At 73.2% G+C, this 19,864-nt stretch carries 21 protein-coding genes; 2 read left to right on the top strand and 19 right to left on the bottom strand.

Annotated features, from left to right (window positions below):
- Nucleotides 1-362: 362 nt before the first annotated feature.
- Nucleotides 363-1,100: a prepilin peptidase gene (locus B073_RS0130285; protein ID WP_018541837.1), complete on the bottom strand. Its 738-nt coding sequence runs from the start codon at nt 1,098-1,100 to the stop codon at nt 363-365.
- 42 nt (nt 1,101-1,142) lie between these two features.
- On the opposite strand from B073_RS0130285, the gene B073_RS0130280 reads away from it, so the two are divergent.
- Nucleotides 1,143-1,523, top strand: a complete 381-nt coding sequence (locus B073_RS0130280; RefSeq protein WP_018541836.1) for a DUF192 domain-containing protein — start codon at nt 1,143-1,145, stop codon at nt 1,521-1,523.
- A gap of 28 nt (nt 1,524-1,551) precedes the next feature.
- On the opposite strand, the gene B073_RS0130275 is transcribed toward B073_RS0130280, so the two are convergent.
- From B073_RS0130275 to B073_RS47315, 14 genes are all read right to left on the bottom strand, one after another.
- Nucleotides 1,552-2,769, bottom strand: a complete 1,218-nt coding sequence (locus B073_RS0130275) for a Cmx/CmrA family chloramphenicol efflux MFS transporter (protein WP_018541835.1) — start codon at nt 2,767-2,769, stop codon at nt 1,552-1,554.
- 186 nt (nt 2,770-2,955) lie between these two features.
- Nucleotides 2,956-3,540 carry a TetR/AcrR family transcriptional regulator gene (locus tag B073_RS0130270; RefSeq protein ID WP_026247869.1) on the bottom strand — a complete coding sequence of 195 codons (585 nt, stop codon included), beginning with the start codon at nt 3,538-3,540 and terminating at the stop codon, nt 2,956-2,958.
- Between the two features lie 75 nt (nt 3,541-3,615).
- Entirely contained in the window at nt 3,616-4,218 is a 603-nt protein-coding gene (locus B073_RS0130265) for an OmpA family protein (protein ID WP_018541833.1), read from the bottom strand.
- 10 nt (nt 4,219-4,228) lie between these two features.
- Nucleotides 4,229-4,816 carry a hypothetical protein gene (locus B073_RS0130260; RefSeq protein WP_018541832.1) on the bottom strand — a complete coding sequence of 196 codons (588 nt, stop codon included), beginning with the start codon at nt 4,814-4,816 and terminating at the stop codon, nt 4,229-4,231.
- A gap of 103 nt (nt 4,817-4,919) precedes the next feature.
- Nucleotides 4,920-5,600 (bottom strand): pilus assembly protein TadG-related protein, encoded by a 681-nt coding sequence (locus B073_RS0130255; RefSeq protein WP_018541831.1) that lies wholly within the window; start codon nt 5,598-5,600, stop codon nt 4,920-4,922.
- Nucleotides 5,601-5,617: 17 nt separating this feature from the next.
- Complete coding sequence (locus B073_RS45980) at nt 5,618-5,782, bottom strand: Flp family type IVb pilin (protein WP_018541830.1); 165 nt, start codon at nt 5,780-5,782, stop codon at nt 5,618-5,620.
- A gap of 750 nt (nt 5,783-6,532) precedes the next feature.
- Nucleotides 6,533-7,426: a DUF5936 domain-containing protein gene (locus B073_RS0130245; RefSeq protein ID WP_018541829.1), complete on the bottom strand. Its 894-nt coding sequence runs from the start codon at nt 7,424-7,426 to the stop codon at nt 6,533-6,535.
- 56 nt (nt 7,427-7,482) lie between these two features.
- The gene (locus B073_RS0130240; protein WP_018541828.1) at nt 7,483-8,430 is read right to left on the bottom strand and encodes a type II secretion system F family protein; all 948 of its coding nucleotides are present in this window, start codon (nt 8,428-8,430) and stop codon (nt 7,483-7,485) included.
- Nucleotides 8,430-9,767 (bottom strand): CpaF family protein, encoded by a 1,338-nt coding sequence (locus B073_RS0130235; RefSeq protein WP_018541827.1) that lies wholly within the window; start codon nt 9,765-9,767, stop codon nt 8,430-8,432. Before B073_RS0130235 ends, B073_RS0130240 begins: the two co-directional genes overlap by 1 nt.
- Nucleotides 9,764-10,255 carry a TadE/TadG family type IV pilus assembly protein gene (locus B073_RS0130230; protein ID WP_018541826.1) on the bottom strand — a complete coding sequence of 164 codons (492 nt, stop codon included), beginning with the start codon at nt 10,253-10,255 and terminating at the stop codon, nt 9,764-9,766. Before B073_RS0130230 ends, B073_RS0130235 begins: the two co-directional genes overlap by 4 nt.
- Nucleotides 10,252-10,662, bottom strand: a complete 411-nt coding sequence (locus tag B073_RS0130225; RefSeq protein ID WP_018541825.1) for a TadE family protein — start codon at nt 10,660-10,662, stop codon at nt 10,252-10,254. Before B073_RS0130225 ends, B073_RS0130230 begins: the two co-directional genes overlap by 4 nt.
- A 3-nt stretch (nt 10,663-10,665) precedes the next feature.
- The gene (locus B073_RS49115; RefSeq protein ID WP_018541824.1) at nt 10,666-12,114 is read right to left on the bottom strand and encodes an AAA family ATPase; all 1,449 of its coding nucleotides are present in this window, start codon (nt 12,112-12,114) and stop codon (nt 10,666-10,668) included.
- Between the two features lie 13 nt (nt 12,115-12,127).
- Entirely contained in the window at nt 12,128-12,847 is a 720-nt protein-coding gene (gene cpaB, locus B073_RS0130215) for a Flp pilus assembly protein CpaB (RefSeq protein ID WP_026247868.1), read from the bottom strand.
- Between the two features lie 108 nt (nt 12,848-12,955).
- Nucleotides 12,956-14,389 carry a hypothetical protein gene (locus tag B073_RS47315; RefSeq protein WP_018541822.1) on the bottom strand — a complete coding sequence of 478 codons (1,434 nt, stop codon included), beginning with the start codon at nt 14,387-14,389 and terminating at the stop codon, nt 12,956-12,958.
- Between the two features lie 368 nt (nt 14,390-14,757).
- Here B073_RS47315 and B073_RS0130205 point away from each other — a divergent pair, with 368 nt between their 5' ends.
- Nucleotides 14,758-15,801 carry a chitinase gene (locus tag B073_RS0130205; RefSeq protein ID WP_018541821.1) on the top strand — a complete coding sequence of 348 codons (1,044 nt, stop codon included), beginning with the start codon at nt 14,758-14,760 and terminating at the stop codon, nt 15,799-15,801.
- Between the two features lie 137 nt (nt 15,802-15,938).
- On the opposite strand, the gene B073_RS0130200 is transcribed toward B073_RS0130205, so the two are convergent.
- The 4 genes from B073_RS0130200 to B073_RS0130185 all read right to left on the bottom strand — a co-directional run bounded on the left by B073_RS0130200 (nt 15,939) and on the right by B073_RS0130185 (nt 19,807).
- Nucleotides 15,939-16,820 carry a S1 family peptidase gene (locus tag B073_RS0130200; protein WP_018541820.1) on the bottom strand — a complete coding sequence of 294 codons (882 nt, stop codon included), beginning with the start codon at nt 16,818-16,820 and terminating at the stop codon, nt 15,939-15,941.
- A gap of 173 nt (nt 16,821-16,993) precedes the next feature.
- On the bottom strand, nt 16,994-18,469 hold the full coding sequence (locus tag B073_RS0130195) for a GntP family permease (protein ID WP_018541819.1): 1,476 nt from the start codon (nt 18,467-18,469) through the stop codon (nt 16,994-16,996).
- Between the two features lie 139 nt (nt 18,470-18,608).
- Nucleotides 18,609-19,019 (bottom strand): RidA family protein, encoded by a 411-nt coding sequence (locus B073_RS0130190; RefSeq protein WP_018541818.1) that lies wholly within the window; start codon nt 19,017-19,019, stop codon nt 18,609-18,611.
- Between the two features lie 20 nt (nt 19,020-19,039).
- Nucleotides 19,040-19,807, bottom strand: coding sequence for an IclR family transcriptional regulator (locus B073_RS0130185; protein ID WP_018541817.1), 768 nt, complete (start codon nt 19,805-19,807; stop codon nt 19,040-19,042).
- Nucleotides 19,808-19,864: the final 57 nt, after the last annotated feature.

Here is a 19,864-nt window from a genome sequence, read left to right as displayed (position 1 = left end):
CAATTGATAAACGGCCCGCGCCGGACCACTCACACACACGCCCCACCCACCGTCTTTCCCACCCCCAACGGGAGGGGACGGGCCGGAGGGGCAGGGGTGTGCCGGACGTAAAGCGAAGCAGTCCGGCACACCCCTGCCCCGCAGGCCCGGCACCGCGGCCGAACAGCCCCGCGCAGCGGAATGGCGCCGCCAGGCGCAAAAAGGCGAACCCCGCACGGCGGGAAACCCGACAACGTGGGAAGCAAGCCAAGTGCAACGAAAAGCGGGCCGGTCCGTGGGGGGATACGGACCGGCCCGAGGGGGGGCTTCCACCATAACCCCACGGAAGGGGTGCTTTGCGCATCGCGGGGCGGACGGCGTGGCTAGGCGGGTGCGGCGGCGCCCATCAGGAGGGCACAGAAGGCGCCGATGATCATGAACGGGCCCAGGGGCAGGGTCGCCTTGCGGTCGGTGCGGCCGCTGAGCAGGAGGAGTGCCGCGTAGAGGGCGCCGAGCAGCAGGCCGGCCGCGCCTCCGGTGATCAGTGTGGGCCAGCCGTACCACCCAAGGGCGACGCCCAGGCCGAGCGCCAGCTTGACGTCGCCGAGGCCGAGGCCCGCGGGGTTGAGGAGGTGGAGGAGCAGGTAGCCGGCGGCCAGGGCGAGGCCGCCGAGGAGGGCGCGCAGCCAGCTGCCGGGGGCGCCGGTGAGCCAGCCGACGGCGCCGAGCGCGGCGGCCGCGGTCCCGGCCAGGGGCAGGGTCAGGACGTCGGGGAGGCGCTGCACCCGGCGGTCGACGAGCGTCAGGAGGACGGCGAGGGGGGTCATCAGCAGCCAGGCGGCGAGCTCCGGGCGGGGGCCGGCGGTCGTCGCGAGGGCCGCGCAGGCGAGTGCGGTGGCGGCCGCGGTCGGCGGTGCGGCCGGCCCGTAGGGCGCCCGGCAGTCCGGGCAGTGGGCCGGGCCCAGCCAGCCGCGGGCCGCGCCGGTGAGCGGATGACCCTCAGGGCAGTGTGCGCGCCAGTTCTCCTCCGGTTCCACGGAGAGGCGGTGCGCGGGGCGTGGCAGGAGGAGCCCGGTGGCAGCTCCGTAGGCGGCGGCGAGGGCGATCAGGGTGACGGGCACGGGCTCGACCCTAGAGCGCGGCGGTTGATAGAACTTGCGGGCATGGGGAGTTGGGTGGATGGCCGGGGCGTTCTGGAGGTTGCCGGGGCGCGGGTTCCGGTGGAGATCGCGGCGTCGTATCGGGCCCGGACGCGGGGGTTGCTGGGGCGGGACGGGATCGCCGGGGCGCTGTTGCTGACTCCGGCGAGCGGGGTGCACACGTTCCGGATGCGGTTCGCGATCGATGTGGCCTATCTGAACCGGGACTTGGTGGTGGTGGACGTGTGCACCCTGCGGCCGTGGCGGTTGGGGCGGCCGCGGCTGCGGGCCCGGCATGTGCTGGAGGCGGAGGCCGGGACGATGGCCGGGTGGGGGGTGCGCCGCGGGGTGCGGGTGCGGCTGCGGACCGGGAACGAGGGCGGGCGAGTGAGCTGGTGGGGCTGATCGCCGCTGGGGCGTGGGGTGTTGGCGGTCAGGAATCGGTGGTGGCGGCGGTGGTGACGGGGGTGCGGGGTGTGGCGGTGAGCGGCGGCGGCGCGGGGCGGTTGCGGCGTTCGAGGGTGGCGGCCCAGGCCGTGGCGGCGAGGCCGAGGAGGCCGGTGGCGGCGCCGACCCAGGCGACGGAGGGGAGGCCGAGGCCGGCGTCGATGGTCAGGCCGCCGAGCATCGGGGTGAGGGTGATGCCGACGTTGAAGGCCGAGGTGTTCACCGCGGGGACGAGGGTGGGGGCGTCGGGGGCGAGGCGGAAGACCCGGGACTGCACGACGGGGTTGACGAGGTAGGCGGTGAAGCCGAGGACGGGGACCAGGACCAGGGTGACGGGGAGATGGGCGGCGGTGCGGGCCAGGGCGGCGGAGGCCAGGGTGAGCAGAGCGGCGCCGACGATGAGGGTGCGCAGCGGGGCGGAGTCGGCGTAGCGGCCGCCGACGGTGATGCCGATCAGGCCGCCGATGCCGTAGAGGGCGAGGACGGCGGGGACCCAGCCGGCGGGGAGTCCGGTCACCTCGGTCAGGAGCGGGGCGAGATAGCTGAAGGTGACCACGCCGGCGCCGAAGGTCAGGGTGGTGATGAGGTAGGAGAGCCAGAGCCGGGGGCAGGCCAGACCGGTCAACTCACGGCGCAGGTTGGGCAGTTCGGTGCCGCCGGCGACGGCGGGGAGGGCGGCGCGGAGGGAGAGGGCACTGAGGAGGGTGAGGGCGGCGACGGCCCAGAAGGCGGTGCGCCAGCCGGCGTGCTGACTGAGGACCGTTCCGGCGGGGACGCCCACGACGGTGGCGAGGGTGAGCCCCATCGCGACCACGGACATCGCCCGGCCCTTCACTTCCTGCGGCACCAGGGACACCGCGGTCGCGGCGGCCACCGCCCAGAAGCCGGCGTAGGCGACGGCGCTGACGATTCGGGTCGCGAAGAGCACGCCGTAACCGGGGGCCAGTGCGCCGACCACATGGCCCGCGACGAAGACCAGTTGGAAGGCGATGAGCGCGGTGCGGCGCGGGACGCGGAGGGTGGCGACGGCGAGCACGGGGGCGCCGACGACCATGCCGATGGCGAACGCGGAGATCAGCAGGCCGGCGTCGGAGAGGGAGACGCCGAGGTCGGTGGCGATGTTGGGGAGCAGGCCGGAGAGCATGAACTCGGAGGTTCCCTGGGCGAAGATCGCCAGGCCGAGGAGGTGGACGGCAAGGGGCATGGGTGGATTCCTGGGGGAAGTGGGTTGGACGGTGGGGGTGGTCAACGGCCGGTGGTGGGTGGTCGGTTGACCGGTGATGGGTGTCGTCGATTGGTTTTGGATAGGTCGGTTCAAAACTTGGCCATGGTGAGGCAGGGTGGCTCGCGGGAGGGGCGGGACCATCCCGTCACCCCTGGGCGGTTGGCGTCAGAAGGCCGTCAGGGCGGCGTCTGCGACGCTCTCCAGGGCGGTGCGGTCGACGCCGGCGCGGGCCGAGACGCGGAGGCCGGCGATCGAGGCGATGAGGAGGTGGGCGAGGGTGCGGGAGTCCTTGTCGGGGGCGATGTCGCCGTCGCGCCGGCCGGACTCGATCACGGCGCGGATCATCTCCAGGCGCAGGCCGTAGTCCCGTTCCAGGGTGGCGGCCACCGGGGCGTCGTGGGACGAGACCTCGACGGCGGTGTTGACGACGAGGCAGCCGCGGCCGTCGGGGTGGCGGGTGAACTCCTCGTCGATGACGCGCTGGAGGACGGCGCGGAGCTTCTGGCGGGCGGTGAGGGTGTCGCTGTCGAGGAGTTCGGCGAGTTCGCCGTTCTTGCGCTCCATATAGCGGGCCAGGGCGCGCTCGAAGAGGTCGTGCTTGCTCTTGAAGGTGTTGTAGATGCTGCTGCGTCCGAGGCCCGTGGCGTCGCACAGGTCCTGGGTGGACGTCGCTTCATAGCCGGCGGCCCAGAACGCCTCCATCGCGGCGTCGACCGCCCGCCCCTCGTCGAACTTCCTGGGTCGAGCCATGGAAGGACCGTAACACTTATTGGATCGAGTGGTCCAATACTCGATCCCCGGCCGTCGCTGGTGGGCGGTGGCGCGTCAGCCGCCGTTGCGCGGGAAGCTGACCTCCACGCGGCGGTTCTTGCGGCGGCCGGCCTCGGTGCTGTTGTCGGCGACCGGGTACTGCTCGCCGTAGCCGCGGATCTGGAAGGTGGCGGAGGACCCGAGGTCGACGGCGAGTTCGCGCTGGACGGCGTTGGCGCGCTGCTTGGAGAGGACCAGGCCGTGTGCGACGGAGCCGAGGTTGTCGGTGAAGCCGAAGACCCTTAGCCGGGTGGCGTGTTGTTTTCTGACCTCGTCGGCGATGGCGCTGATCCGGGCCAGCGCGTCCGTCGACAGCTCGGCGCTGTCCTTGCTGAAAAGGACCTCGGCCTGGAGCGAGAAGGTGATGTTGTCGTTGGTGTCCTGGCGGCTCTCGGAGCCGTCGTCGGTCTCCACGACGGACTTGATGTTGAGGACCTTGGGCGGGGCGAGGGTGGCGCCCTGGACCATCCGCAGGTGGGGGTTGGTGGGGTCGATGCGGACCGGCGCGGTGGTGTCCTCGGTGACGCCCGGCGGGTCGGCGTGGGCGGCGGGGGCCGTCAGGGCGACGGTCAGCAGGAGCGCGGCGGCGGCCGTGACGGCCGTACGGGAGGCGGTCATCGCGGGCGGCTCAATCGGTGATCTTGATGGTGGCCGGCGGCAGGGTCGGCAGCAGGAAGTCGACCTCGGTCACCTTGGCGGGCGGGGCCGGGAACTGCGCGAAGATCGGGCGGCTCTGGCCCGGGAGCAGTCCGCTCAGGCCCGTCGTGCACAGGCACTCGCCGTGGGTGTCGCGGAGGACGAGGTAGCGCTTCTTGCCCGCCATGTCGACCAGGGTGGCGCCGGAGACGGACGAGCGCGACTTCAGCTCGGTCTCGCTGGAGCGCCAGTCGATGGCGTTGAAGGCGCGGGTGCCGTGGTTGGTGACGGTGCCCTCGACGGTGACGAAGCCGCCGGCGTCGCGGACCGCGGAGTTCAGGGTGACCACGACGCCGTCCGCGCCCTTCATCTCCCCGATGACCTTGTCGGCGTCGGCCGCGGGGGAGCCGTCGCCGCCGCCGGCGGGGGTGGCGCTGTGGGAGGCCGGCTTCCGGTCGGCCGGTTTCTGCGCGGTGCCGCCGTCGCCCCCACCGCAGCCGGCCACGAGGAGGGCCAGGCCGATCGCGCTCGCCGTGGCGACCGCTCCCCTGGCGGCCTTCGTGGTGCGCCGAATGCTCATGGATGCGTTCCTTCGCTGAGTGCGGTCGGGAGGTCGGTGGGGGTCATCGATGGGGTCATGGGGCGGCGGGGCCGGTGGGTGGAGGGCCGGGGCGGGGCGGCGGTCACCGGGCCAGGCGTACGGAGAACAGGTCGGCGGCCGTGGGGAGGTCCTGGGGGCGGTCGGGGTCGAGCGTCCAGCCCTTGCCGGCGCAGACGAGGGTGCGGGGGGCGGGACCGGTGTCCTTGCCGCCGCCCGTCCCGGTGGGAGTCGGGGTGGGGGTGGTCGTGGGGCCGCCGCCGGGCGGGGTGGCGGTGCAGCGGGGGGTGACGATGGCCTTCGCCGCGGCCGAGGCGTGGGTGCCGGCGGTGCCGGGGATCACCGAATCGCCCACCGCGCGACGGGACTTCACGGTGACGGCGAACGACGTCGGCCAGGAGTTGGGGGTGCAGGAGGAGACCGCGGCGTCGTTGCGTCCGGCGTACCAGTCGGCGTTCGCGCAGGCGGGGCCGGAGGGGACGCCGCGGCCGGCGAGGAGGTCCGTCCAGGCCGTCGGGTCGCCGGTGCCGGTGCCGTCGCGGAGTCCGGCGAGGACGCCCTTGCGCAGCTCGTCGCGGTACTTCTGGCCGGCGGCCAGCGCGGCCGCGTCCGCGGCGGTCTGCGCGCCGTTGCGGGTGGCCGCCGCCTGGCCGACGGCGAAGAAGGCGAGCGCGAGGAAGAGCAGGCCCCCGATCGCGACGAGGTAGATCGGCAGGGTCTGTCCGGCGTCGCGGCGGGGGCGGCGCGTGGCTGTGAGGGCCGGCACGGGCGGAGTGGCGGGGATCAGATCCCGACGACGTCGGAGATCTTGTTGGCGATGGCGTTGGCGATCTGGCTGCCGAAGTCCGTGGTCGACAGGACCAGGACGATCGCCACGACCACCGCGATGATGCCGAGGTACTCGATCGAGGTCTGTCCCCGGTCGTCCCTCATGAACCGCTTCGCCATCGTCTTCCCCTCCATGGGCAGCCGTCCCGCTCTGGTTCGGCCGGTGTGTCCCCGTGGTGCGCTCGTCCGCGCTCATGACACGAGAAAAGTACGCCGGAACGGCGTTCCCGGAACAGAGGTTCCGAACCTCCCCCTCGTCCGAAACCACCAACGAGGGAACGGGCGTCACGTTTCGGCCACCGCGCGCCACCTCAGCCACCCCGCCCCCTCCGGCATCCCCCGGCTTGCCGTCTGCGTCCCTGCCCATGCGGTCCGGTCGCCGGCGCAACCGCGGTGCGGTGTGCGGCGGTGCGGTGCGCCGCGGTGCGCCGCGGTGCGCCGCAGTCGACCGGCGTCACCACTGTGGCACAACTCGTTGCTCCTGCGAAGGCGTTGAGGGGAACGGGGGGCGCGGAGCGTGTGCATCCGGCCGGGGTGGTGTGCGTCCGCAAGGGCTTCCCACGTTGTCGGCCGTCCCGCCGTGGGGGTTCGCCTTGCTTGCGCCTGGCGGCGCTTGCCTTTTGCGCCTTCGGCGCGGGTCCGCTGCGCTTGGCTGGCTTCCCACGTTGCCGGGTGCGGCGCCGTGTCGCCTGGCGGCGGGCCGGTCCGCTGCGCGGGGCTGTTGGGTGCGGTGGCGGGCCTCCGGGGCAGGGGTGTACCGGACTGCTTCGCTTTACGTCCGGCACACCCCTGCCCCTCCGACCCGTCCCCTCCCGTGGGTGGGTGGGAAAAACGGCAAGTGGGGGCTGTTGTGGGCGGTGCGGGCCGGGGTCATCTGCCCATCAGGGAGCCGAAGTCGGTGCCGGAGCCGAGGAAGAAGCCGGCGATGAGCAGGATCATTGTGGCCGGGACCATGAACGTGGTGACCACCATGGTGGCCTTGGGGACCGCGCGGGCGGCGCGTCGGCGGGCGTTCTGGGCGTCGGTGCGGCGCATGTCGTCGGCGATCTGGATCAGGGTCTCGACGATCGGCGCGCCCAGTTCCTCGCCCTGCTGGAGGGCGGTGACGAACTGTGCGACCTGCTCGGAGTCGTTGCGTCGCCGCAGCTCCTCGAAGGCGGCGCGGCGGCTGACGCCCATGTCCATCTGGCGGAGGGTAATGCGGAGTTCGTCGGCCCAGGGGCCCTCGTACTTCTCGGCGACCCGGTCCAGCGCCTGGCGGAAGCCGAGACCGGCGCTCACCACGACGGCGAGCACATCGAGAAAGTCCGGAAGCGTGCGCTCGATGGTGTCCTTCCGCTGCCGGATGGCCGCCCAGATGCCCACTTCGGTCCAGAAAAGTCCGAACAGCACCATAAGGACGCCCAGTACGGGCTGGCCCTTGAGGAACATCACCAGCGCGCCGAAGAAGCCCAGGCCGCCGTAGACCGCACGGCGGGCGGCGTAGCGGTCGACGGTGAGGCCGCCGGGGTTGCCCGCCAGGTCGATCCGGCGGCGGACCCGCGCCACCCGCTTGTCGCCCATCAGCCGCAGTACGAGAGGGGCGTAGCGCATGCCGGTGCGGTCCACGGCCGAGCCGACGGCGGTGGCGCGGGTCGCGCCGACCTCCAGGGACAGCGCGAGGTCGGGGGGCAGCCGGGCTTCGCGGCGGTAGAGCGCGATGCCGCAGCAGATGCCGACGACCGACAGGGCGAGGGCGAGGGCCAGCACGATTGCGAGTGCCATCAGTCCTTACTTTCCTTCTTTCGGCGGTCAGCGGTCCGGCCGGCGGGCTCACTCGTCTAGACGTCGATCTTGGAGAGCCGGCGGATGAGGAAGAAGCCGAGCCCGTACAGGACGAAGGCGACCACGACGGCGAGTTGGCCCAGGAAGGACGAGGTCATCCGGTCGATGGCGCCCGGGGCGATGCGGTTCATCAGCAGCAGGGTGCCGATGCCGAGCACGGGGACGACATAGGCGGTGACCACGACCTGGGAGAGCTGGGTGCGGACCTCGCGGCGGGTCTCCTTGCGCTCCTCCAGGGTCTTGGTGAGGTTGCGCAGCGAGCCGACGACGGTGCCGCCGGCGCGGTTGGCGAGGACCAACGTGGTGACCAGGACGACCAGTTCGCGGGAGGGGAGGCGTTCGGCCAGCTCGCCGAGGGCGTCGTCGACGGAGTGGCCGACGGCGAGTTTGCCGGCGACCTTCGCCAGTTCCTCACCGGCCGGGGCCTCCAGCTCTTCGGCGGCCATCGCCAGGGCGGTGCGCAGTGCGAGGCCGGCCTGGGTGGCGTTGGCGAGGATCCGGGAGAGTTCGGGGAGCTGGTTGATGAACTTCTCGATCCGCTTCTGCCGCTGCCAGTTGAGGAAGGCGAACGCCGCCCAGACCGCGATCAGTGCGGCGATCGGCCCGAAGAACGGGGCGAGGACGGCCTGCGCGGCCCCCCACAGCCCGATCACGGTGGCGAGCATGGCGACGAAGAACTCGCCGGGGGTGACGTCCAGTCCGGTGGCGGCCAGGCGGAGTGCCAGGCGGCGGCCGAAGCGGGTGCCGCGCAGGGTGCGGTCGACGGACGGGAAGCGGCGGCGCCGGCCGGCCGCCGGCAGCCCGCGCGCGTCGTCGAGCCGGTCGACGATGGCCTGCCGCTGGGCGCGCCCGGAGGCGTAGAGGCGGACTCCGGCGACGGCGAGGACGCCGCACAGCGCGCTGGCGCCGAGGGCGAGCAGGGCCAGGGGGTTCCCGCCGGTCATCAGGTGGCCTTCCGGGTGGCGAGTTGGTCGTCGGTGGCCGCCACGCCGAAGGCGGGCGGGGCGGACTCGCCGGCCATGAGGAGGCGTTCGGCGACCCGGCGGGGCAGTGGGAAGTAGTGGAAGGCGCCGTGCACCACGCGGTCGGCGCCCATCGGCGCGGCCTCGAAGCGGCAGACCGTCACGATCCGGTAGTCCTCGTGGCCGCGGGAGTCCAGGAGGGCGATCTCGCTGATCCGGCGGGAGCCGTCGGCGTGCCGGGTGAGCTGGACGAGGCAGTCGACGGCGCTGTTGATCTGGTCGCGCAGCGCCTCGAAGGGGATGGCGACGTCCGACATGGAGGCGAGCGTCTGGAGCCGCATCAGGGCGTCCTCGGCGCTGTTGGCGTGGACGGTGGCGAGCGAGCCGTCGTGGCCGGTGGACATCGCCTGCAGCATGTCGAGGGTCTCGCCGCCGCGGACCTCGCCGACGATGATCCGGTCGGGGCGCATCCGCAGCGAGTTGCGGACCAGGTCGCGGATGGTGATCCGGCCCTTGCCCTCGACGTTGGGCGGGCGGGATTCGAGGCGGATGACGTGGCTCTGCTGGAGCTGGAGTTCGGCGGCGTCCTCGACGGTGATGATGCGTTCGCCGTCCGGGATGAGGCCGGAGAGGGCGTTGAGGAGGGTGGTCTTGCCGGCTCCGGTGGCGCCGGAGACCACCACGTTGAACTTGGCGCGCACCAGCCCCGCCAGCAGCATCAGCATCTGCTCGTCGAGCGTGCCGATGCCGATGAGTTCGGCGAGGGTGTAGGCGCGCGGGAAGCGGCGGATGGTGAGGGTGGCGCCGTTGAGGGCCAGCGGCGGGATGATGACGTTGACCCGCTCGCCGGTGGGCAGGCGGGCGTCGACCATCGGATGGGACTCGTCCACCCGGCGGTTGACGGTGGAGACGATCCGCTCGATGGTCTGCATGAGCTGCTCGTGGGAGGCGAAGCGGACGGGTACCGGCTCGACCCGGCCGTGCCGTTCGACGTAGACCTGGTCGGGGCCGTTGACCATGATCTCGGTGACCGAGGCGTCCTCCAGGAGGGGTTCGAGGACGCCGAGGCCGAGTGCCTCGTCGACCACCCGGCGGATCAGCTGGGCGCGTTCGGCGGTGGAGAGGACCGGGCCCTCGCGGCTGATGAGGTGGCCCAGGACGCGTTCCAGCCGGGAGCGGCGCTCGGCGGCGGTCAGCGCGGACATCTCGGCGAGGTCGATCTCCTCCAGCAGCTTGGCGCGGTAGACGGCGACGAGGTGGCCGTCCTGGCGGTCCTCGCCGGCCGCTTCGGGGGCGACGATCCGGGCTTTGAGACTCATCGCGGCGGCGCCTCTCCGTCCGTTCGTGGTGGTTGCGCCGCTCCGGGCGCTCCTCCGACCGTTCGCTGTGGTGACGCCGGCGCTCCAGGGGCTCCTTCGGGGCGGGGCATGGTGGCGCTGCGGCGCGCGGAGCCGAAGTCGGCGCCGGGGAGGATCGAGGGGATCTGGACGGTCGCGGTGGCGCTGACCGCGTTGCCGGAGCCGGCGACGCTGATCGAGGCGCGGTGGGCGACCCAGCCGCTGAGCGCGGCCCGGCCGGCGGTCTGCGGGTCGGTCTCCTGGTCGGTGGGGTCCATCGCGGCGGTGCGGGCGGCGGCGCGGGCGGCGGTGCCGGCCTGTTGGACGGCATAGGCGGCCAGGCCCAGTTGGACGGCGGCGAGGGCGACGAGCAGCAGGACCGGGAGGATGCCGAGGAACTCCAGGGAGGCGGAGCCGCGGTCGCGGGCGCGCCGGCGGGTCCGGGGGCGGGCGGGGGGTCGGCGGATCATCGGGCCGCTGCCTCCTTCGCGGCACCCGCGGTGCCGGTGACCGTCCACGGGAAGGTGCCGGCGCCGGGGAAGAGCACCGGGACCTTGATCCGGACCGTCGCCTTCCACAGGCCCGGGACGGTGCTGCAGGCGGTGCTGGAGCCGCCCTGCCAGGCGTGCGGGAGCTGGTGCGCGGCGGCGGTGCGGCAGGCGCCGGCGCCGCCGCCCTCGGTGGCACTGGCGGCCCGCGCGCCCCGGTCGGCGGCGTGCGCGGCGAGCGCGTAGGTGTAGCCGACCAGCACGAACTGCCAGAGCAGGGCGAGGACTACGAGGATCAGCGGGAGCAGGCCGAGGAACTCCACCGAGACCTGGCCGCGGTCGCGGGGGCGGCCGCCCGGCGCCGGACCGGGCCCTGCGGGACGCCGCATCGCTCAGCCCTCCTCGTAGGGGCCGGTCGGGTCGAACGTGCCGGGGGTGCCGGGGCCGCCGGGTCCCCCCGGGGCGCCGTGCCGGGCGCCGAACGTCCCCGTCCCCGGTGCCGGCCCCTGGCCCGTCCCAGGTGCGGGCGCCGCCCCGGTGGTGAGGGCCTTGCGCTTGCGCCCGGTGAGCATGGGGCGGTTGCGGTGGCCGCCGCGGCCCGTCCCGGCGGCGGCCGACGGGCCGGCCAGGCCCAGTTCGCCGGCCAGCTCCCACAGCGCGGTGCGGACCGTCGAGCGGGCGTCGAGGTCCTGCATCCGGCCCGCGTCGACACAGGGCTGGAGTTCCTTGAAGGCGGCTGGGACCGGGGTACGGGCGACCCGGGTGCCGGTGGCTTTGGCGACCAGCGCCGGCTGGATCTCGGTGTGGCGGGTGAGGCGGTTGACGACGGTGGTGGTGTCCTCGGCCTTGCGGATCCGCAGCCGGTCCCACAGCCGCACCTGGCGTTTGGCGGCGCGGACGCAGACCACGTCCGGGGTGGTCACCAGCAGGGCCACGTCGGCGAGTTCGACGGCGACGGCGTTGGCGGACTGCATCTGGGAGCCGCAGTCGGCGACGACCACGTCGTAACGGGAGCGCAGGGCGCCGACGATCTGGCGGGCCGCCCGGTCGTCGACCTCCTCGCCGCGCTCGCCCTCCTCGGGGGCGAGCAGCAGGCCGAGTCCGGTGTGGTGGGCGTGCACGGCGTCCTGGAGGACCCGGGCGGAGATGTCCTGGATGCCGGCGAGGTCGACGACCGAGCGGCGGAACTGGACGTCCAGATAGGAGCCGATGTCGCCGGACTGGAGGTCGAGGTCGACGAGTGCGACGCGGGCGCCGCCGGCCCGCGCGGCGAGCGCGAGATGGACGGCGGTGACGGTGGTGCCGACGCCGCCCTTGGCGCCGGTGACGGTGACGAGGGTGCCGGTCGGCGCGGGCAGCGCGTCCGGGTTGCCCCCCAGGTGGACGCGCACCCCCGTCGCCCACTGGGCCGCGGCCTGCACCCGGGCGGCCAGTTCGTCGTAGCCCAGGGGCAGTCCGACGATGCCGCGGGCGCCGGCGTCCATCGCGGCGGAGTACAGCGCCGGGCCGGCGTCGGCGGTGATCAGGACGACGCCGACGGCGGGGAAGCGGAGCGCCACCTCGCGGATCAGCTCCAGCGCGGGCAGCGGGCCGATCCGCTCGTGGACGAGGACGACCTCGGGGAGCGCCTGGACGGCGGCGGCCGGTCCGCCGGGCGGGGCCCCGGCGGGGGCCGGCGACGGCTGGGCGGCCGCTCCGGCGGCCCCGGCCAGGGCGTTGAGCAGCGCGGTGCCGTCGGCGACGGCGGGCGCCGGTTCGGCGTCCGGGAGTTGGTCGAGGAGCGCGGCGACGGCCCGGGCGGCGTCCGGGTCGCCGACGGCCGGGAGGATGCGGATGGTCACCTGGGCCTCCGGGTCACTTGTCGCCGTCGAGGGTGTAGGTGCGCTCGCCGGGCGGGACGGTGGCCTGGGTGCCGGGGGCGAGCAGGGCGAGCCGCACATGGGAGGCGAACGACTCGGCGTAGGCGACGCGTTGGGCGTCCTGGGTGTCCAGTGCGAAGGTGATCGGGACGGCCTGGCCGGGCTGGCGGCTGGTGGCGGCGGGGCTGCCGGGGTCCTTGGCCTCCAGCGGGGTCAGCTTGCCGACGTCGATGACCTGGGCGCCGGCGACGATGACCTTGGAGACCGGCTTGTCCTCGGGGCGGCGGCCGTCGAAGGTGGCGAAGATGTTGACCCGGGAACCGGGGTTGATCTTGCCGGCCACGCCGGTGGCGGCGTCGATCATGATGGCGATCTCCTGCTGGCCGGCCTTGAGCGCCGGCCGGTCGACGATCATGTCGTCCTGGAGGAGCGAGCCCTTCTTGAGCGGGGTCACCGCGATCTTGCCGCTGACCTTGTCCAGGTCGGTCACCGCGGTGGGCGGCAGCCACCGCTGCGGAATCCTCACCTCTTCGAACTGCCCCGGATCCAGCGGTTTATAGGCCGCGACGTCCGTCCTGAGCCGGTAGGCGGTCTTCTCCTGCCCGATCTTGGACTCGACGCTCCTGATCACCGACAGCACGCCGACGAAGGCGCCGACCGCACACAGGACGGACAGGAGCAGCAGGATCACTCCGCGGCGCTGGCGTGAGTTCATGGGCGGGGGACCTCGATCGGGACGGGGGCGGGGCGGTCGGGGCGGGTGGCGGCCGGGCGCGGGCGGGACCGGCGGACCGGGCGCGGAGGGGGCGGTGCGGGCTCGGGGTCAGCGCACGGGGGCTACCGTCCGTGCGCCACCGGGGAGGGTGTGCAGGTCGGGGTGGCCCGGTTGGTGCGGGTGGCCGGGCGGACCGGGCGGCGGACCGGCCATGGCGCCCGGTCCACGGACGTCGAGCGGGCCGGGCCCGCCGCGGACACCGGGGGCGCCGCCACGGAGTCCCGTGATGCCCGGGACGCCCGTGGCGCCGGGGACGCCGGTGCCGTACGGGGAGGCCGTATGGCAGGGGGCGCCGGTGCCATAGGGGACGCCCGCGCCGTACGGAGTGCCCGCGGCGGGCGGTGCTCCCGGGATGGCGGGTGCGCCGGTGGCGCAGGGCGGCCCGGCGGCCTGGGGTGGGCCGGCGACCGGCGGTGGCCCCGGTGGGCCCGGCATTCCCGTGATGCCGACGACCCCGGGCACGCCGGAGGGCGCCACGGGTGACAGGCCGCGCTGCCACAGCGGTGAGCCGCCGGACGGGTCGGGGGCGGCGGCGGGCGGTGCGGGGGCCGCGGGCGGGTCGGCGGCGGGGGCGGGCGCCGGCGCCGCGGCCGCGGCCGGCGCCCCGGCTATGGCGGCGGGTGTCCGCCCGCCGGAGCCGCCGCCCGCCCGGTCCCGGGCCAGCGGCGCCGCGCAGAACGCGCAGCGGTCGCCGATGACCTCCTGGCCGCACCAGCCGCACTCCTCCCGCCGGACGGACGCCACCAGGCGGCTGAGCAGCGCCGGATCGGGGATGGCGGCGGCGAACTCGATCAGCTTCTGGGTGCCCCACCAGCGGGCGGACTCGGTGGGCAGCCGCGCCTCGTAGACGCCCTGCACCTGCCAGGCCGGGGCGAGCGCGGAGGTCACCCAGTCTGCGGTCAACTGACCGCGGGCCACGGCGAGTTGGGTGGCGAATCCGGGCGGGCGGAGTCCGGCGCGGGTGCTGTTCCGGTCGAGGTGGAGCAGTTGCGGCTGCGGGGTCGCCAGGACCGCGAAGTGCGCGCCGGGGAGCCAGGACTTCACATGGGAGCGCAGGTCCACCTCGACCCGGTCCAGCCCGCTGACGCTGCCGAGCAGCGCCCCGGCGTGGACGTAGTGCGCCAGCAGCCGGGCCGCGCAGGCCAGCACGCCGGGGCTGAAGCCGCACACCGACAACTGCCGCAGCTGGCAGGCGAGTACGGCGACGCCGAGCGGCGGCAGGGCGCTGGGGAGGATGGCGATCCGGTCGCTCTCCAGGACGGCGCGCAGGGTGTGCAGCCGGCGGACGTGCTCCGGCGGGCAGGCGGCGGAATACAGGACGACGAGATGGCCGTGGTGTTCGAGGACCGCGCTGATCTCCGTCAGCGCGTCGTCCAACGGCTGCTGGTGCGGGGCCCGGAGGACGACCGCGGCGGGCGTCCTCCGGTCGACGGGGGCGGGCAGCGCGAGGTCCGGGCTGGTGACTGCAATCGCGGTCGGCACGTCGCTCCCCCACTCCTTCCGGCCTCCGGGGCACCCGGGACCGCGGATCGGCACAGCTCTGCGCCATCGGCGCCATACGCTCTGCACTTTATCTACAGAGATACGTCCCGGAGAACACGTTCTGGGCTACTCGTCTTGCCCGTCGGTCCACAGGGAAACCCCGCATTCCACACAAGCCGCGACCATCGGAACACCCGCTTCCCGTCGGCCCCTTGACACCGTTTATTGGTCTGGACCACCTTGTACGGCAAGCCCAGGGGCCCCTGAGCGCGCACCCGCACCACTTCCCAACCACCCCCCACACGGAGGCAGTCGTGGTTCGCGCACGCCGAGGAGCAGGGACAACAGGCCCAACGATCGGGACAGCAATGGCTGTTGCGGCAGGGGCGAGACCCGTCCGCGGACGGCTGCTGGCCGGGCTGGCCGCCGCCGCGCTGGCGTCGGGCGGCCTGGTCGCCGCCGGTCCCGCCGGCACCGCCGGGGCCACCGGCCCGACGGCGCACCGCCCCGCCCCCGCGGCCCACGCCGCGGCCGTCCCGAAACACGCCCTGACGGGTTACTGGCAGAACTTCGACAACGGCGCCAAGGTCCAGAAGCTGAAGGACGTCGACGACGCCTACGACATCATCGCGGTGGCCTTCGCCGACACGACCGCAAAGCCCGGCGGCGTCACCTTCACCCTCGACCCGGCCGTCGGCTACGGCTCGGCGGCCGACTTCAAAGCGGACGTCAAGGCCAAGCAGGCGGCCGGGAAGTCGGTGGTGCTCTCGGTCGGCGGCGAGAAGGGCGCGGTCTCGGTCGGCGACGACGCCTCGGCGCAGAACTTCGCCGACTCGATCAACGGCCTGATGGACGAGTACGGCTTCGACGGCGTCGACATCGACCTGGAGAACGGCCTCAACTCCACCTATATGACACAGGCGCTGAAGGCCGTGCACGCCAAGCACCCGGACGTCGTGGTGACCATGGCCCCGCAGACCGTCGACATGCTGTCGCCGCAGAACGAGTACTTCAAGACGGCGCTGGCCATCAAGGACTTCCTGACCGTCGTCAACACCCAGTTCTACAACAGCGGCGCGATGAACGGCTGCGACGGCAAGGTCTACTCCCAGGGCACGGTGGACTTCCTCACCGCGCTCGCCTGCACCCAACTGGAGGGCGGGCTGGCCCCGTCGCAGGTCGGCCTCGGCCTGCCGGCCTCGCCCACCGCGGCGGGCGGCGGCTACGTCTCCCCCGCCGTGGTGAACGCCGCGCTGGACTGCCTGACCGCGGGCCGGAACTGCGGCTCGTTCAAGCCGTCCCGGACGTATCCGGGGCTGCGGGGCGCGATGACCTGGTCGACGAACTGGGACGCCGCGAACGGCAGCGGCTTCGCGAGCCAGGTCGGCGGGCACGTCCACCAACTGCCGTAGCCGGCATCCCCCCAAGACGCCACCCCCCGAAGGCCAGGTCCCGTGCACGCGGTGCACGGGACCTGGTCGCACCCGGCCACGGCGGCGGCCTGCGGTCGGCGGCTTTCGCTCAGCGGCTTGCGGTCAGCCGCTTCCGGTCAGCGGCGGATGCCGGAGGGCTTGGGCAGGGTGCAGCCCGCGGCGTTCAGGTCGAGCTTGTTGCCGGTGCCGAAGCACTTGGGGATGGTGTAGGTCTCCTCGGCGTAGTTGGTGCCCTTGTGGACGGTGACGTTGCCGTTCGCGTCCACCTCGCACGGGTTGTTGACGGTGCAGCGCTCACCGTTCTCGTTGCCCGTGTTGTTGATCGCGGTGACCTTGCCGGTGCTGTTGTCGATCACCGGCGAGCCGGAGGTGCCGCCGATCGTCTTGCACTGGGGGGTGTAGCGGACCGAGTCCTTCCAGGTCCAGTCGCCCTCCTTGAGGGTGGGCACGAACCCGTCGATGTTGCAGGTGTAGGTCTTCTTCCAGTAACCGGAGACGACGGTGATCCCGGCGCCCTTGGTGGGGTGGTCCGTGGACAGCTCCAGCGGCTTGATCCCGTACTTCTGCTGGATCTGGGCGTAGGTGGAGCCGGTCTCGTAGAACGTCACGTCGGTGTCGGTCATCGTCGAGTAGGCGATCTTGGTGGCCTGGAGCGTGCCCAGGTCGCCGGCCGACTTGTCCAGGACGGTGAAGCTGCGGCTGGAGGGCTGGTCGACTATGACCTCGCCCGCGGCGGGCATCCCGCTCTCCAGACAGTGACCGTTGGTCATCACCAGCGCCGGGTCGTCCGGCTGCGAGGTGGGCATCTTGACGATCGAACCGGAGCAGTCATCCAGCGCCACCGTGCCCGCGAAGTCGACGGCCTGCGTCCGCGGGGGCTTCGGCTTGTGGTGCGCGGCGGCACCGGCCGGGGCGGCGCCCGCGGGGGCGGCGGCCGTCACCAGGGCGGCAGCTCCCAGTACGGCGGTGGCCAGGGTGCCGACGAGAGGTCGATACATGTGGGGGATCCTCTCAGCTCTGTGTGCGAAGTGGCGCGGTGTCAGTTCCGCGCCGCTCCGTTTTTGTCACGCGCATTGTTCGCCGGTCCCGGCCCCACGGCAATGAATTTCCGGAAATCGGTGACGAGTTGACACCTTCACCGCTTGACCGGGGGGGGGACGCCCCCGCGTCCTTAGACGACCAGGCTCACCACCGCCGCCACCGCGAAGCCGGCGAGCGAGAGGACCGACTCCAGGACCGTCCAGGTCTTCAGCGTGTCGCGTTCGGAGATCCCGAAGTACTTGCCGACCATCCAGAATCCGCCGTCGTTGACGTGCGAGGCGAAGATCGAGCCGGCCGAGATCGCCATGATGACCAGCGCCAGACGGGCCTGGGAGAGGCCCTGCGCCTCGACCAGCGGGAGCACGATCCCGGCGGTGGTCACGATCGCCACCGTCGGCGAGCCCTGGGCCACCCGCAGCACCAGCGACAACAGATAGGCCAGCACGATCACCGGCAGGCCGACGTGGTGGAAGGTGTCCGACAGCGCGGTGGCCACCCCGCTGCCCTTGAGGACCGCGCCGAAGATCCCGCCCGCGCCGACGACCAGCAGGATGTTGCCGACCGGCTTGAGGGACGCGGTGGAGACCGCCTCCAGGGACCTGCGGGACCAGCCGCGCCGCACGCCCAGCAGGTAGTACGCCAGCAGCAGCGCGAGCGTCAGGGAGACGAAGGGGTGACCGAGGAACTCGACGACCGAGCGGCCGGTGGAAGGGGGCAGGGCTATGGAGGAGAAGGTGGCCAGCAGGATCAGCACCAGCGGGGTGCCGATGATGGCGAGGACGGTGCCCAACGCGACCGGCTTCTCCCGCAGGGCGGCCCCGCCCCCCTCGGCCTGCTCGGCGGCCACCGTGGCCCGGGCCTCCTCGGCGGCCTCGGCCATGTCCTGCGGGACGGGCACGAACAGCCGCCGGCCGATCCAGGCGGCGTACGCCCAGGCCGCCAGCACCGCGGGCACCCCGCACACCACGCCCATGAGGATGATCCAGCCCAGGTCGACCTTGAACAGGCCGGCCGCGGCCACCGGCCCGGGGTGCGGCGGCAGGAAGGCGTGCGTCATGGACAGCCCGGCCAGCAGCGGCATGGCGTAGAGCACGATCGACCTGCCGCTCTTCCGGGCGGCGGCGTAGACCAGCGGCGCCAGCACGAAGATGCCGACGTCGAAGAAGACCGGGATGCCGAAGAGCAGACCGGTCAGGCCCATCGCCAGCGGGGCGCGCCGCTCGCCGAAGAGGGCCAGCAGGCGGGCGCTCAACACCTCGGCGCCGCCGGAGACTTCGAGGATCGCGCCGAGCATGGTGCCCAGGCCGATGATGATCGCGACATGGCCGAGGATCCCGCCCATTCCGGTCTCGATCAGGGAGACCGCGTCGGACCTCTGGACCGTGCCGAAGAGTTCGGTGACGGAGAGGCCGGCGGCCAGGCCGACCGCGAGGGAGACGCCGAGCAGGGCGACGAAGGGCTGCAGCCTGACCTTCATGATCAGGAAGAGCAGCAGGGCGATACCGAGGGCGGCGACGGTCAGCAGGCCGGGCGTGCCCGGTATCAGGGCCGGCAGACCACCGGTGTGCGGTGGTGGCGCGGGCGCGGTCGCGGCGGCGAGGACCATGGGTGACTCCGTTGTCGGGGTGGGTCCGGGCAGGGGGGACCGCGGCACGGCGCCCCGGTCGTACGGGGCGCCGTGCCGTGCGGCGGACGGTGCACGCGGTGGTGCGCCAACAGCGGGCGGTGCAAGGTGGGTTGGTGCCTCAGCTCAGGACGGCGAGCGCGTCGATCTCGATGAGCAGGCCCTTGGGCAGGCCGACGTAGACGGTGGTCCGGGCGGCCGGGGCCTCCTTGAGGCCCTGCTCCTCGAAGTAGGCGTTGTAGATCTCGTTCATCTCGGCGAAGTGGTCCACGTCCGTGAGGTAGACGCGGATCATCATCGCGTCGTCCCAGGTGGCGCCGCCCTCTTCGAGGATCGCCCGGACGTTTTCGAGGGTCCGCAGGGTCTGCTCGCGCAGCGTCGGGCCGGCCGGCGTCGGGGGCCGGCCCTCGACGGCGGGCAGGAAGCCGACCTGGCCGGCGACCTGGAGGATGTTGCCCTTCTTGACGCCGTGCGAGAACTTCGCGGGCGGGGTCGTGTGGGTGGCCGGGGTGAGGGCGGTCTTCTCGCTCATGGGTGTCCTTCGCACGTGCTTCACGGGGCCGGCTCGTGGCCGGGGCTGGTGGTGCCGGAGTACTCCCGGCTGATGGCGTCGGCGGTGCGGCGCAACAGCGGGAGCAGGGTGAGGAGTTCCTCGGCGCTCACCACGACGTTGGGTGCGGAGAGCGACATGGCGGCCGCGACCCGTCCGTCCGCGCCGCGGATGGGGGCGCCGATGCAGTTGATGGACTCCTCGTGGCCACCGAGGTCGGTGGCCCAGCCCTGTTCGCGCACCTTGGCCAGCTCGGCCAGGAAGGCCGCGGCGTCGGGCGTCGAACGGGACGTGTAGCGGGGGTAGTCGAGCCGGGCGGCGAGGGCGCGGCGCTCGGGCTCGGGCAGGTCGGCCAGGAGCAGTTTGGCGACCGCGGCGACGGTGATCGCGACCGGTTTGCCGATCCGGGAGTACATCCGGACGGGATAGCGGCTGTCCACCTTGTCGATGTAGAGGACCTCGTTCTCCTCGTGGACGGCGAGGTGGACGGTGTGGCCGCACTTCTCGTTGAGTTCGACGAGGTGGGGGTGGGCGATCTCGCGGACGTCGAGATGCTCGGCGGCCTCCTGGGCGAGGGCGAAGAGCCGGGCGCCGAGGCGGTAGCGCTGGTCGGGCTGGCGGTGGACGAGGCCGTGTGCGTGCAGGGTGCGCAGCAGGCGCAGCGCGGTGGACTTGTGCACGCCGAGCCGGTCGGCGACCTGTCCGAGGTCGGCGGGGCCCTCGGCGAGCAGCGGCAGGATGCTCAGCGCGCGGTCGACGGTCTGGCTCATGCGCGGGCCTCGCTTCCGCCGCCGGCCGGGGCCTCGTCCGGGGTGCGCTTCCGGGCG

Origin of the sequence: Streptomyces sp. MspMP-M5 (genome assembly GCF_000373585.1) — a bacterium.
Lineage (GTDB): Bacteria > Actinomycetota > Actinomycetes > Streptomycetales > Streptomycetaceae > Streptomyces.
This window is presented reverse-complemented; position numbering and strand designations above follow the sequence as displayed.

Bases quoted from the DNA above. Each gene is read 5' to 3' on its own strand.
- B073_RS0130185 (WP_018541817.1), bottom strand. From the start codon at position 19,807: ATGAGCCAGACCGTCGACCGCGCGCTGAGCATCCTGCCGCTGCTCGCC.
- B073_RS0130275 (WP_018541835.1), bottom strand. From the start codon at position 2,769: ATGCCCCTTGCCGTCCACCTCCTCGGCCTGGCGATCTTCGCCCAGGGA.
- B073_RS0130235 (WP_018541827.1), bottom strand. From the start codon at position 9,767: ATGAGTCTCAAAGCCCGGATCGTCGCCCCCGAAGCGGCCGGCGAGGAC.
- B073_RS0130200 (WP_018541820.1), bottom strand. From the start codon at position 16,820: ATGTATCGACCTCTCGTCGGCACCCTGGCCACCGCCGTACTGGGAGCT.
- B073_RS0130195 (WP_018541819.1), bottom strand. From the start codon at position 18,469: ATGGTCCTCGCCGCCGCGACCGCGCCCGCGCCACCACCGCACACCGGT.
- B073_RS0130265 (WP_018541833.1), bottom strand. From the start codon at position 4,218: ATGACCGCCTCCCGTACGGCCGTCACGGCCGCCGCCGCGCTCCTGCTG.
- B073_RS0130280 (WP_018541836.1), top strand. From the start codon at position 1,143: ATGGGGAGTTGGGTGGATGGCCGGGGCGTTCTGGAGGTTGCCGGGGCG.
- B073_RS0130230 (WP_018541826.1), bottom strand. From the start codon at position 10,255: ATGATCCGCCGACCCCCCGCCCGCCCCCGGACCCGCCGGCGCGCCCGC.
- B073_RS0130270 (WP_026247869.1), bottom strand. From the start codon at position 3,540: ATGGCTCGACCCAGGAAGTTCGACGAGGGGCGGGCGGTCGACGCCGCG.
- B073_RS0130245 (WP_018541829.1), bottom strand. From the start codon at position 7,426: ATGGCACTCGCAATCGTGCTGGCCCTCGCCCTCGCCCTGTCGGTCGTC.
- B073_RS45980 (WP_018541830.1), bottom strand. From the start codon at position 5,782: ATGGCGAAGCGGTTCATGAGGGACGACCGGGGACAGACCTCGATCGAG.
- B073_RS0130240 (WP_018541828.1), bottom strand. From the start codon at position 8,430: ATGACCGGCGGGAACCCCCTGGCCCTGCTCGCCCTCGGCGCCAGCGCG.
- B073_RS0130225 (WP_018541825.1), bottom strand. From the start codon at position 10,662: ATGCGGCGTCCCGCAGGGCCCGGTCCGGCGCCGGGCGGCCGCCCCCGC.
- B073_RS0130190 (WP_018541818.1), bottom strand. From the start codon at position 19,019: ATGAGCGAGAAGACCGCCCTCACCCCGGCCACCCACACGACCCCGCCC.
- B073_RS0130205 (WP_018541821.1), top strand. From the start codon at position 14,758: ATGGCTGTTGCGGCAGGGGCGAGACCCGTCCGCGGACGGCTGCTGGCC.
- cpaB (WP_026247868.1), bottom strand. From the start codon at position 12,847: ATGAACTCACGCCAGCGCCGCGGAGTGATCCTGCTGCTCCTGTCCGTC.
- B073_RS0130260 (WP_018541832.1), bottom strand. From the start codon at position 4,816: ATGAGCATTCGGCGCACCACGAAGGCCGCCAGGGGAGCGGTCGCCACG.